At 44.5% G+C, this 12,312-nt stretch carries 14 protein-coding genes, 1 other RNA gene and 1 pseudogene; 9 read left to right on the top strand and 7 right to left on the bottom strand.

The annotated features are described in order from the left end of the window. Nucleotides 1–11 precede the first annotated feature (11 nt). Complete coding sequence (locus tag BCT49_RS26350) at nt 12–440, bottom strand: protein YgfX (protein ID WP_339375383.1); 429 nt, start codon at nt 438–440, stop codon at nt 12–14. After that, nucleotides 388–648: a succinate dehydrogenase assembly factor 2 gene (locus BCT49_RS14205; protein ID WP_004735374.1), complete on the bottom strand. Its 261-nt coding sequence runs from the start codon at nt 646–648 to the stop codon at nt 388–390. Before BCT49_RS14205 ends, BCT49_RS26350 begins: the two co-directional genes overlap by 53 nt. Before the next feature lie 167 nt (nt 649–815). On the opposite strand from BCT49_RS14205, the gene ygfZ reads away from it, so the two are divergent. The 3 genes from ygfZ (at nt 816) to BCT49_RS14190 (ending at nt 3,024) form a co-directional block, all read left to right on the top strand. Further along, the gene (ygfZ, locus tag BCT49_RS14200; protein ID WP_102436044.1) at nt 816–1,787 is read left to right on the top strand and encodes a tRNA-modifying protein YgfZ; all 972 of its coding nucleotides are present in this window, start codon (nt 816–818) and stop codon (nt 1,785–1,787) included. 4 nt (nt 1,788–1,791) lie between these two features. After that, nucleotides 1,792–2,253: an aminoacyl-tRNA deacylase gene (locus tag BCT49_RS14195; RefSeq protein ID WP_017108135.1), complete on the top strand. Its 462-nt coding sequence runs from the start codon at nt 1,792–1,794 to the stop codon at nt 2,251–2,253. A 564-nt stretch (nt 2,254–2,817) separates the two neighbouring features. Next, nucleotides 2,818–3,024: a DUF1107 domain-containing protein gene (locus BCT49_RS14190; protein ID WP_017108134.1), complete on the top strand. Its 207-nt coding sequence runs from the start codon at nt 2,818–2,820 to the stop codon at nt 3,022–3,024. Between the two features lie 135 nt (nt 3,025–3,159). On the opposite strand, the gene BCT49_RS14185 is transcribed toward BCT49_RS14190, so the two are convergent. The 3 genes from BCT49_RS14185 to BCT49_RS14175 are packed head-to-tail and all read right to left on the bottom strand — an operon-like array spanning nt 3,160 to nt 6,173. Then, on the bottom strand, nt 3,160–4,383 hold the full coding sequence (locus BCT49_RS14185) for an FAD-dependent 2-octaprenylphenol hydroxylase (RefSeq protein WP_102436042.1): 1,224 nt from the start codon (nt 4,381–4,383) through the stop codon (nt 3,160–3,162). A gap of 11 nt (nt 4,384–4,394) precedes the next feature. Continuing rightward, nucleotides 4,395–5,573: a 2-octaprenyl-6-methoxyphenyl hydroxylase gene (gene ubiH, locus BCT49_RS14180; RefSeq protein WP_102436040.1), complete on the bottom strand. Its 1,179-nt coding sequence runs from the start codon at nt 5,571–5,573 to the stop codon at nt 4,395–4,397. Nucleotides 5,574–5,597: 24 nt separating this feature from the next. Continuing rightward, complete coding sequence (locus BCT49_RS14175; protein WP_102436038.1) at nt 5,598–6,173, bottom strand: YecA family protein; 576 nt, start codon at nt 6,171–6,173, stop codon at nt 5,598–5,600. Nucleotides 6,174–6,480: 307 nt separating this feature from the next. Between BCT49_RS14175 and zapA the strand changes: the two genes are divergently transcribed. The 5 genes from zapA (at nt 6,481) to serA (ending at nt 9,840) form a co-directional block, all read left to right on the top strand. Next, a complete protein-coding gene (gene zapA / locus BCT49_RS14170; RefSeq protein WP_102436036.1) occupies nt 6,481–6,789 on the top strand; it encodes a cell division protein ZapA in 309 nt (102 codons plus the stop codon). 11 nt (nt 6,790–6,800) lie between these two features. Next, nucleotides 6,801–6,983, top strand: a non-coding RNA gene (gene ssrS, locus BCT49_RS14165) — 6S RNA. A gap of 6 nt (nt 6,984–6,989) precedes the next feature. Beyond that, a complete protein-coding gene (locus tag BCT49_RS14160; RefSeq protein WP_102436034.1) occupies nt 6,990–7,589 on the top strand; it encodes a 5-formyltetrahydrofolate cyclo-ligase in 600 nt (199 codons plus the stop codon). Between the two features lie 103 nt (nt 7,590–7,692). Then, nucleotides 7,693–8,349: a ribose-5-phosphate isomerase RpiA gene (gene rpiA, locus BCT49_RS14155; RefSeq protein WP_102436032.1), complete on the top strand. Its 657-nt coding sequence runs from the start codon at nt 7,693–7,695 to the stop codon at nt 8,347–8,349. Between the two features lie 261 nt (nt 8,350–8,610). After that, a complete protein-coding gene (gene serA / locus BCT49_RS14150; protein ID WP_017108127.1) occupies nt 8,611–9,840 on the top strand; it encodes a phosphoglycerate dehydrogenase in 1,230 nt (409 codons plus the stop codon). A 120-nt stretch (nt 9,841–9,960) separates the two neighbouring features. Here serA and BCT49_RS14145 read toward each other — a convergent pair whose 3' ends face one another. Beyond that, a complete protein-coding gene (locus tag BCT49_RS14145; RefSeq protein WP_102436030.1) occupies nt 9,961–10,674 on the bottom strand; it encodes an oxidative stress defense protein in 714 nt (237 codons plus the stop codon). Nucleotides 10,675–10,784: 110 nt separating this feature from the next. Continuing rightward, a complete protein-coding gene (locus BCT49_RS14140) occupies nt 10,785–11,681 on the bottom strand; it encodes a LysR family transcriptional regulator ArgP (protein WP_029223489.1) in 897 nt (298 codons plus the stop codon). A gap of 142 nt (nt 11,682–11,823) precedes the next feature. On the opposite strand from BCT49_RS14140, the pseudogene BCT49_RS14135 reads away from it, so the two are divergent. Beyond that, nucleotides 11,824–12,294, top strand: a pseudogene (locus tag BCT49_RS14135) (LysE/ArgO family amino acid transporter); the annotation flags it as partial. Nucleotides 12,295–12,312 lie beyond the last annotated feature (18 nt).

Raw genomic sequence — 12,312 nt, 5'->3', positions numbered from 1 at the left:
TATTTGATGCTCTAGTTTATCTCGCGGGCTCGTTGTAGGTTTGCGAGAAAATGTCGATACTCACGCTCATCACAACTATCTCGCCATAACAGGACTGAATGTCCACATTCAAAACTCAGCTTAACGAAAAATTGCGCCCAAACCTTATCGACGGTCTTGAGAACATAACGTTGGTCATTCAATCTAACTTCCCCATCAAGCTTGTAATCGAAATAACCTTGAGCCGCATTCACCACAACCGTATCGGTTTTGAATAAAGAGATCATGATATATAAACAGTAGAGACTGGCAACAAGAGGGATGGAGGAGAATACGATGAAAAACAAAAGGCACCCAAAAATAGTGCCTTTTGCAAATAATGCGGAATATGAAGGGTTAAGCTGAAGCCTAACGAACCTTGCTGAGGTTATGCGCGACAATTTTATCAACCATTGATGCATGACCTAGGTTTTCACTGCGCCCGTGTCCCATCACCCAAGTAAACAAATCTGGGTCATCACACTCTAATAGAGAAACAAACTCGCGCTGTTCCTGCTCTTGCAATGAATCAAAACACTCTTCAAAAAATGGCATGATGACTACATCAAGTTCTAACATGCCGCGACGGCAACCCCATTTAATTCGTGCTTTCTGCTCTGCAGTGTACATTGGCTATCCTCACCTATAATTTTTCTTTCTCGGAGTGTAACAAGTCATACGCTCTGCAACTACTATGTGAGTCACAGTCCCTATCTAAGCTCACAAAAAAACCTAGGCTGACAAAGAAACAGAACCGGATTAACATAGAGCCAAATAAAATTCTTAGGAAAGATAAAATGGATTGGAAAAACACATTTCAGCCGCTCGCTCATACGCAAAATGAATCGCTTCCAGAACTGATGATGACACACGTGTCTGATTGGAGCGCAATTACCATGATAGGCGATGACAAAAAGTCGTACCTACAAGGTCAAGTTACGTGCGATGTCGTCACTCTTCCTAATGATGAATCTACATTAGGTGCGCATTGTGATGCGAAAGGAAAGGTATGGAGTATCTTTCGTTTGTTCCACCACAACGGTGGCTACGCACTCATGCAGCCTAAATCGGCAATTGAAGTCGAGTTAGTTGAAATCAAGAAATACGCCGTATTCTCTAAGGTTGATATCGAGCAAACGTCTGACGTAGTTATCGGTGTCATGGGCGAGTCAGCAGATCAATACATTGACTCCATTTCAGAAAGCCAAGGTAAAGTACGTGTTATCTCTGGTGGCACAGCGGTTCAAGTCTCTGATAACCGTTGGGCTCTACTTGTTACGCAAGAAGCAGCCGAAGCCTTGGTATCAAGTAGCACAGCAGAAAAAGTATCGGAAGCGCTTTGGCAGTATTATGAAATTCTTGATGCTCAACCGAACCTATCGAAAGCAGAGCAAAACGAACACATTCCTCAAGCACTTAACCTGCAAGCAATTGGCGGTATCAGCTTTTCAAAAGGCTGCTACACAGGTCAAGAAACGGTTGCTCGCGCTAAGTACCGTGGCATGAACAAGCGTGAGATGCGCATTGTTTCTGGAACGACTTCAGATGTACTGTCTCTTGAGAATACGATTGAACTAGAACGCAGCGTGGGTGAAAACTGGCGTGGTGCAGGCCGACTATTAAATGTGTATCAGTTTGCTGATAACCACGCGATTGGTTTGATGGTGTTACCAAACAACCTTGATGACGACGTTCAGCTTCGATTGACTGCGCAGCCTGATCAAGTGTGGAACATTCTGCCACTGCCTTACAGCCTTGACGAAGAGTAACCACGTGGAAACACTGATTACACAATGGTTAGATCAACAGCAGGTGGACTATCGCCTGCTGATGCAAAGCAAACCAACCACCAGCATCGAAGAGACAGCGCAAGAACGAGGCATCGATGCCTCTCAAATGGTCAAGTGCATCCTGCTCAAGGATATGGGAAACCAGTATGCGTTAGCTTGTATTGCAGGTGATCGCTCTGTCGACCCTAAGAAAGTACGCTCGGTACTGAATTGCCGTCGAATGACCTGCGTATCACTGAAAGATGTTGAAGCCATCACTGGCTTTAAAGCTGGATGTGTTGGGCCGCTTGCTCTAAAGAGACACATGCCGATCATTTTTGATCCTTCTCTGCAAAATAACGCCTTCGTGACGATCAGCTCTGGCGATCGAATGGCTGGCGTCGCGCTGGATCTCGATGATCTTATGGCTTTGTGTGCCCCTATCGTCGCAGAGATCTGTCGATGATCGACTCTAAGGCGTAATTGATCGCAAACCTCACTTAAAGTTTTCATTAAATACATATTTTGTGTGAAGTTCGTCATAAGAAAAACACATTAATAGTAAATATTTAATCAAATTAAAAGCATAAGTAGTCACAAGGTTAAATCTGCGTTATTGTTAATTTACTGACTAGCCTTTAGGTAAATCAGTACAAGTGAATCCACTGAGTAACATCAGTATCCACTTTTGTGTAATGCATCTGTGACTATTCGCCCGTTTTAGACGGGCTTTTTTTATGTCTAAAATTTACAATTTGATTACACAAATAAAAAAATCCCGCCTATTCTTATACTTGTAACATCTCTACTGCTTAATACCGAACAGGAAAGTTCACGGCAGTTTCCCTACTCACTATTATTTTGAGGAGAAGCTCACGTAAAAATAGATATTTACTACAGGAAGTGCTTAGAACAGCACAAATATCTAATAAACGTCAACTCTGCTGCATATTAATCCACGCTTATCACAATTATTATCACGGATTTTTTCTATAATATGCAGGCTAGGTAAATATAAGGATAATTAAGAATGAGACTGTTTAAGCGCTATACACCGGGTATGATTGCTAAACATGTAAGTCGACTTTTCAAAGGACGAATCTACATTTACGGCGTCGGCAAATTTGAGTTTGATAATGGCAAGCTCGTACTACCGGAGCGAGCAGAGAAACGTCATTTTCAAACCGTGAAAGAGATCAACAGTGAAATCATGAAGCTGCGTTGTGCATACGCCTGATCTGATTATCTAAAGAATTCTAAATAAAAAGGGTTGGCATATTAATGCCAACCCTTTTTTAGTGCTTACGACTCTGAAAGCCGGTTCTGCCGCGAGTCATTCATTATGAGTATCAACAACTTAACGATTAAATCACTATCGGTGAGTCACGGGACGTTTTGCTAAATCAGGGAGGTTTCCTGATAGGCCAAGTGCTCTTTTCATGATTTCATCTTTCGCGCCAGGCAGTTGACCCGCAAGCTTCATGCCGATACCACGAATCAGCTTCTTAGCTGGATTATCGCCTTCAAACAGATCTTTAAAGCCCTGCATAGACGCAATCATCTTAGCCGCCTCAGCCTTTCTCCAGCGCTCGTAGCCACGAAGGTTACGCTTAGTACCAATGTCCTCGCCAGCAGCCCACAGCGTTAGCAGCTCTTGCGCTAAGCTTGCAGCATCTAATAGCCCTAGGTTGACACCTTGCCCCGCTAACGGGTGAATCGTATGAGCAGCATCACCAACTAAAGCTACACGCTCTACCGCGAAATCGCGTGCGTATCGCATGCGCAGCGGGAAGGCAAAACGCTCACCAACTACTTCGCACAATCCAAGCTTGGCATCAAATTCAGCCGTTAGCTGTTTATTGAAATCAGCATCCGACATGGATACAAGCTTCTCGGCACGATTTGGTTCCGTAGACCAAACGATAGAGCTCATATTCGTTGGTTGCATTGGCAAGAACGCCAACGGCCCTTGCGGTGTGAATATTTGACGAGCAACACTGTAGTGAGGCTCTGTTGTTTTAATGTTCGCGACAATCGCACTGTGGCCGTAATCCCAATGTGTTAGTGGGATATCTTGTTGTTTGCGAACCCAAGAGTTTGCACCGTCAGCGCCAACAACTAACTTAGCGGTCAGCGCTTGGCCATTGTCTAACGTTAACCATGCTTCACTTTCACCAATCGCCATCGTTTTGCACGTAGCTGGCATGTATAGGCTAACATTATCTTGTTTCTTAACCTGCTCAAGCAATGCCAATTGAATCACGCGGTTCTCAACAATATGGCCTAGGTTAGGCTGAGCTAAACGCGTCGAGTCAAACTCGATACGAGCAAAGCTGTCTTGTTCCCACACTTCCATCGCTTGATAGGGCGCAGCACGTCTTTGTTCGATGCCTTGCCATGCGCCTAGATTACGCAGAATAACCTCACTCGAACGGCTCAGGGCCGACACTCGAACATCAGGTAATTCACTAAGCCCTTCACTGGGGGCTTTGCCTTCAATCACCGCAACTCTTAAGTCACTGTCTTTCAATGCGGCCGCAAGCGCTAGGCCAACCATGCCACCGCCCACAATGGCGATATCAACACTTTGCATCATTATTTTTTACCTTATCTATCTACTAGGCCAAGCGTATGACGCAAAAGTGGACCTTTAAGAGATGGGAGGTTATCGATTACGGCTAACCCAAGATTTCGCCCAATACGAGCGGTCAGAAAATCATTTGAGAACAGATGAACGAGGCTTGAAGTCAACGTAATCGTAGTGTCTCTGTCTTGTTCTCTACGCTTTCTAAAGTTAACAAGACCAGTGTAACGCCCAACATCATCCAGTTGGTTACATAACTCTTCAGCCAAAGAAGCGACATCACGAATGCCGAGGTTAAAACCTTGGCCCGCAATGGGGTGAAGCGTTTGAGCAGCATTGCCTACGATCGCAAAACGATGAGAAATATTCTGCTGGCGATGACGAAGGATTAATGGGTAACTCGCACGCTTGCCGACTTTTTCTAATCGGCCCAATCGCCAGCCAAAATCTTTCTGCAGTTGTTCAAGAAATTCATCGTCACTTAAAGCGGTGACTTTCTGTGCTTGCCCTGGTGATAAACACCAAACCAGAGATAAACGATTGTCACTCATCGGTAACAGAGCAACTGGCCCATGATGGGTAAAACGCTCAAAGGCTCGACCTTGATGAGGTTCACTAGCGACAATATTGGCAATCACCGCAACTTGTTCAAAGTCATGTTCACTCAATGGGATATTCAGTTGCTGACAGCAGGTTGAGATAGCACCGTCAGCGGCAACCAATAACTTAGTGGTTACTGTTTGCCCGCTTGTTAGCTCAATCGTCGTTAACGATTCATCACGCTCAACGGTTCTAACAGACTCAGGGCAAAGCATCGTAATTGCAGCTTCTGATTCTAATTTCTGCTGGTAGATCCGACCAACATCCGCCAACTCAACTACATAGCCAAGCGCATCAACAGCAAGTTCTTCACTATAGATATCCGTCATCCCAGCATGGCCTCGATCTGATACATGAATATCTTTGATCGCGGTGGCGACTGGAGCGATAGATTGCCACAACTGCAAAGAGTCAAGGATCTGCACTGTGCCATAGGACAAAGCGATAGAACGAGAATCGAACCCAGGGTGAGCTTGATGATCAACCTGATAAGGCTCCACTACCGCAATAGACAGAGAGCCTTGACTTAAGTGGTTCAGAGCAAGGGCTAAGGTTGCCCCCGCCATTGCACCACCAGCAATTACAACATCATACTGAGCCATCATAACCTCAAGCGAGCAAACGAATTAGTGAATGGTTGGAGCGGTATCTTCAGATGGACGAGCACCAAACTCAGCATGAATCGTTAATGCACACGCTTTAACATGCTCGATAACGTGTTCTAGAAGCTGTGCTTGTTCTTCTAAGTCGTCTTCTTCATCAATACCCAGCTTCGCCATCTCTTCCAGATCAGCCAAAGCTTCTTTAGTGCCATCAGACGCTTTGTTTAACGGAGCGCCCACTAAACCCAAACCAGAAATAAAGTGGTTAATCCAATCAGAAACACCATCAGCAAGATCAAACAAACTTGCACTTGCGTCTTCATCAGGCAGTAACATAGATAATTCCATGCCAGAACCGGTAATTTCGCTGGTCGTCACCTTTAATGTCGCTTCAGCTAACGTTAAGACGCGATCAGGCCAACCCATGCCTTCATTGGTGTAATCAAAGATCAGTGGTTGCCAGCTTTTATCTGTAAGGTTTAAGCCTCCACTTAACATACCCGTTAACAAACCATGCATTTCAGCAGGTGTTACGGCTAGGCTTGCCGATTGAAGTTCAGTCGCAACCGTTAGGTAGTCAGGTAAAGTAGTTTCGCTCATCAGTAGCTCGCTCAGTTATTCTTTATATCGATAGTATAATCGTACCACTTCACCCCAATTCTGGTAAGCATCGATCCCCAGCAATTGAAGGATGACTGACTACCAAGTGTTCAATTTGCTGAATTACTGTGTGCTCAAGCTCTCATTTACAAACAGTCACTCTGAAAAGCTTGAATCTTAATAGCGGTTTACCTATAGTTTCTCCCTCAGAGGAGATTGCTTCCTCAGCGGTGTTTGCTCTTTTTCTTTTTAAAAAATGAGAAAGTGCAACAGCCTTAAAAATAGCGCGTTAAAGAGTTCATCCATCATGAGTAATCAAGCGGTAGACGTTGAAATATTAGGAAAACTGACTCGAGTTAATTGTCCTCCAGGGCAAGAAGAGTCATTAATTGCAGCGGCGGCCGATCTTGATAATCGATTGAAAGAGATGGCTGAACGTACTAAGGTAACCAATGAAGTGAAGCTGCTAACGATCGCAGCTCTGAATATTTGTTATGAGCTACAAACTAAGAAGTTTGAAGCAAACGACGAACAAGACGCACTGACCGAGCGAATGGAACAGCTCACGACATCACTTTCCGATGTCCTCAGTAAAGTTAAGCACGGACAGCAATAGCGTACACAAAATTTACCCTGGAGTGTTTGTCAGAGGATTCACGTCCCCGAGCCGATAAGCAATCCCTAAGGGTTAGTACTTGAGTGCTATTGAGCATGCTCGGTCCGCCGAGAAGCCTACGGTAATCATTGCTGATCCGCCTTGAACTCGCTGGTTCAAGGGCCATCTATTCTCAACGGCACTTTGGGGTATCCCTTCTTATGAAGACGCTCACACGCAGCGAATTTCGCAAACAGATCCGCACCAAGCGCAATGCCTTAACGGGCGAACAACAAACTCAATCCGGTTTAGATTTAGTCCAGCAGTGCGCTCAGCTTGCTGAAATTCAGTCAGCTCAGCATATTGCACTTTATATCTCTATTGATGGTGAACTCGATACCCAGCCTTTAATTGAGTGGTTATGGGCGCAAGGTAAGCAAACTTATTTACCGGTATTACACCCCTTCTCTGCCGGACACCTGTTATTTCTTCACTATTCTCCAGATACACCGACCGTCCTCAATAAGTACGGAATCGTTGAATCTCAGCTGAATCAACTGCTCGTTAAACCCTGCCAACAACTTGATCTTATTCTCACACCATTGGTGGGCTTTGACTCTCAAGGGCATCGCTTAGGGATGGGTGGCGGGTATTACGATCGCACTTTGGCTCGATGGTTTGATACTGGTAACGGTGCAACCCCAATTGGTTTGGCCCACGATTGCCAACATGTCGATACCTTACCGACTGAAGAATGGGACATTCCGTTACCTAAAATCGTGACTCCGAGTAAAACTTGGCAATGGGAAAACAACCATTAAAGCGCTATAATCGCGCCCGCAAACGTTAACCTCGATATACAAACGTTAACTTCAATACGCGAACGATTAATTCAAAGCGCACGACCTTATTCAGGAGAATGGCATGACTCAAGATGAAATGAAAAAAGCAGCTGGCTGGGCAGCACTTCAATATGTTGAAGAAGGCAGCATTGTAGGTGTAGGTACTGGCTCTACAGTAAATCACTTCATCGACGCACTTGGCACAATGAAAGATAAAATCAAAGGTGCGGTTTCAAGCTCTGTCGCTTCTACTGAAAAACTAGAAGCACTAGAAATCAAAGTTTTTGAGTGCAACGACGTTTTCAAGCTAGACGTTTATGTTGATGGTGCTGACGAAATTAACGGTTCACGTGACATGATCAAAGGCGGCGGCGCTGCTCTTACTCGTGAAAAAATCGTCGCGGCAATCTCAGACAAGTTTATTTGTATCGTAGATGGCACGAAAGCGGTTGATGTTTTAGGTAAATTCCCTCTTCCTGTTGAAGTTATTCCAATGGCGCGCTCATACGTAGCTCGCGAGCTAGTAAAACTTGGTGGTGACCCAGTTTACCGCGATGGTTGCACAACGGATAACGGCAACATGATCCTAGACGTGTACGGCATGGCGATCGAAAATCCAAAACAACTAGAAGATATTATCAATGGTATCGCTGGTGTGGTGACGGTTGGTCTGTTCGCTCACCGTGGTGCTGATGTGGTTATCACAGGCACGCCTGAAGGTGCAAAAATCGAAGAATAAATAATAGAAGATTGAGTTTTTCTGTTACTTCATTACATACGGTGCCCAAGGGCGCCGTTTTTTTTGCTTTATACCTGTAAAATTATGTCTTATTCCGTAATTTTCTTACCCAAAACATTTTTTTTTTGTTACTTTATTGTTCAGAAGACGCACAGGGAAAACGTTTGTCTCCTGACAAAGTGGTGAATTTGTTCCCCTTTCAGCCATTTTGTAGCACGTGCGCCGCATTTGCCCAACCTTTCCATTTTAAGGACGAGAACAATGGCCAAAGTTTCACTGGAAAAAGAAAAAATAAAAATTCTACTTCTAGAAGGTCTTCACCCTTCTTCTGTAGAAGTACTGCAAGCCGCTGGTTACACAAACATTGAGTACCACAAAGGCTCGCTACCTGAAGATGAACTTCTTGAAGCAGTTAAAGATGCTCATTTCATTGGTATCCGTTCTCGCACAAACATCTCCCAAGAAGTTATTGATGCGGCTGAAAAGCTGGTTGCAGTTGGTTGTTTCTGTATTGGTACTAACCAAGTAAACCTTCAAGCGGCAGCAAAACGTGGTATCCCTGTGTTCAACGCACCGTTCTCAAACACTCGAAGTGTTGCTGAGCTGGTTCTTGGTCAGGTTCTATTGCTACTGCGTGGTATTCCAGAAAAGAATGCTCTTGCTCACCGTGGCATCTGGAAAAAGAGTGCAGACAACTCTTACGAAGCTCGTGGCAAGCGTTTAGGTATTATTGGCTACGGTCACATTGGTACTCAACTGGGTATTATTGCTGAAAACCTTGGTATGCGTGTTTACTTCTACGATATCGAAAACAAGCTGTCTTTGGGTAACGCAACTCAAGTCCATACCATGACTGATCTTCTGAACAAGTGTGATGTCATTTCTCTGCATGTTCCAGAAACCAATGAAACCAAGAACATGATGGGCAAAGAAGAATTCGACCGCATGAAACCAGGTTCTATCTTCATCAATGCCGCACGTGGCACTGTTGTTGATATCCCAGCTCTGTGTGGTGCTCTAGATTCTGGTCACCTTGCTGGCGCAGCGATCGATGTTTTCCCAACAGAGCCAAAAACTAATGCTGACCCATTTGAGTCACCATTGATGCAGTTCGACAACGTGATTCTTACCCCTCACGTTGGTGGTTCAACACAAGAAGCACAAGAGAACATCGGTGTAGAAGTTGCAGGTAAGCTTGCTAAGTACTCTGATAATGGCTCTACGCTATCAAGTGTTAACTTCCCTGAGGTTTCACTGCCATTGCATACAGGCACTTCTCGTTTGCTACATATCCACGAGAACCGTCCAGGTATTCTGACTCAGATCAACACCATCTTCGCAGAAGAAGGGATCAACATTGCAGGTCAGTATCTACAAACTGCCGCTGATATGGGTTATGTGGTTATTGATGTGGAAGCCGATCGTTCACAAGAAGCTCTGCTTAAATTGAAAGAGATCGAAGGCACTATCCGTGCTCGTCTTCTTCACTAATCATTGAATTAGACCATAAGTAAAAACAGAAAAGGCTCTCGCAATGAGAGCCTTTTTAGTATTTGGCCTATGGTAGGTAATAAGATCATAATGATCCAAAACCTTCTTAAGGTGCGTTCACTACTCTTCTAATTGGTAGATCACGTTGACACGATCACGAATGGTGATCGTTGAATCTTCATAAGAGTTCGATTCTGTTCTTGCATCCATCGCCATTGAACGCATTAGCACGGGCTGTGAAGACTGTGCGTTGTAGTCCACGCGCCACACATCACCTAGATCACGCTCAAAACCACTCGCCAATGACTTGGCTTTCGATCTCGCATCCTTGATTGCTTCTAAACGAGCCTGATCTTGATACTTAGCTTGATCACGAACTTGCAGTTGAATGTTATCGATCTGATTAATACCCTGACCAATAGCAATATCCATGTAGTCATTTAGGTTCGCTAAATCATTAACTTGAACCGTCACATTACGTGAAGCACGGTAGCCAACCAGTTCAGGCTTACCATCTTTCGGGTAATGGTATTGAGGAGATAAATACAGGTTAGAGCTGTGTACGCTAGCCTCATCAACACCGGCTTGATGCAGTTTATTGAGAAAGCCTGTCACGACTTTATCAACGGTATTTTTAGCCTGTTCAGCGGTCATCGTCGATTCTACGACTCTAACCGAAAATGTTGCCATATCAGGTGTCGCAACTACTTCACCATAGCCCGTCGTTGAAATGTGCGGGAAAGAGGGAGAGTTTGCCAATGACGGAAAGCTCACAGCACTCAACGCTGCAGTAAGAGTAAGAGACGTTGCTAAGATTTTTGGTACAAACTTCATTAGGAAAACCCATGCTGAACAAATGTTCTTTTATCATAGAGTAATTTGCCGCATAGCCAATCCTGATACCTAACTTCTAACAGAACTTTGACGATGAAAAAACCAACAACTTACTGAGGTAAGTGGTTGTGAGCATAACTTAATATGGCTTGAGAGATCTCTTTCAACACCCCGCTTTCAAGCTGCCAGTGGTGCCAGTAGATACGATAAGACAGCAAGAAACCCGGCGTAACATCAATCAATGTCCCAGATTCCAACTCTTCAATAATCTGCAGTCGAGGGATCAAACAATAGGCGACCCCAGATAAGGCGAGTCGAACAAAAGCTTCTGAACTTCCTACCGTATGATTGATAACACTATCTCTCGGAACATTAAAATGATCATGCAAAAATTTCTTATGCAGATCATCGTATTGATCGTACGAAACCGCAGGCGCTTTTGTTAATGTCGAATAGTTCACTCCATCAGAGAAGTAGCGTTGATGGAAGCTAGGACTCGCCACACACACGTAGTCCATACGACCGAGATAGTCAGCACTGCACCCAGGAATAGGCTGTGATTCAAGACTGATCGCCCCTGCTACTTCTCCACTCTTAATTTTTTCGATCGTTCTAGACTCACCATGAATCGCAAGGTTCAATTCAACTTGACGTGAATTCATCACATCAGATAACGCAGGCAACAGCCATGTCGCCAAACTATCCGCATTGGTCGCTATGGATAGGGAAAGAGGTTGAGTACCCTCTTCATTCATCAATTCAGGGACAAGCTCGTGCTCTAACAAACGAACACGACGATACAAACCCAACAGTTTTTTCCCTGCCGGTGTTGGCCTTGGCGGACTTTCTCTCACCAAAGCAGGCTGAGCTAACCACTTTTCTAGCTGTTTGATACGTTGAGACACCGCAGACTGGGAGATGTAGAGCTGCTCAGCCGCCCTTTCAAAGCTACGTTGTTTCACCACGGCATCCAGTGCTTCTATCCATTTGTAATCCAATCCACGCATCAACTTGCTTCCTTTTCAACCTAATTATCAGCAACATTAGCAACTCTAATAATAGATTAAAATCATTAATTATACTTATTTAAAAGGTCAGAGTATCTTCGCCATATAGCACGTAAATATCGTTAATTAAGTGGAGGTTAAAATGAATTTTTGGGTTTTATTACAAGGTTTTGGTCTAGGGGCAAGCATGATTATCCCTATTGGCGCTCAGAATGCGTACGTCTTAAATCAAGGGATAAAACGCAATCACCACCTAACCACAGCAACGATTTGTAGTCTGCTCGATACCTTATTCATCTCACTGGGTATTTTTGGTGGCGGAGCGATCTTGTCACAGAATGAATTACTGCTCACCTCTGTGACATTGGGTGGTATCGCCTTTCTTACGGTTTATGGCTTGCTATCCCTGCGCAGTGCGTTCAGAACACGTACCAGTGATGAATCAAAGGGTGAGATATTAGCTCGCGGTAAGCGCACCGTTATTTTAGGTGCATTAGCGGTAACCGTATTAAACCCACACCTCTATTTGGATACCGTGGTGATTCTAGGATCCATTGGCGGGCAGTTTGAAGGTAACGACAGAATTGCTTTTGCTATGGGCACGATCTTGGCTGAAGTGGCATAGTGAATT

The sequence above is a fragment of the Vibrio lentus genome, assembly GCF_002875945.1.
GTDB classification, from domain to species: Bacteria; Pseudomonadota; Gammaproteobacteria; order Enterobacterales; family Vibrionaceae; genus Vibrio; species Vibrio apostichopi.
Note: the sequence above shows the minus strand (reverse complement) of the source record. Positions and strands in the feature narration are given on the sequence as shown.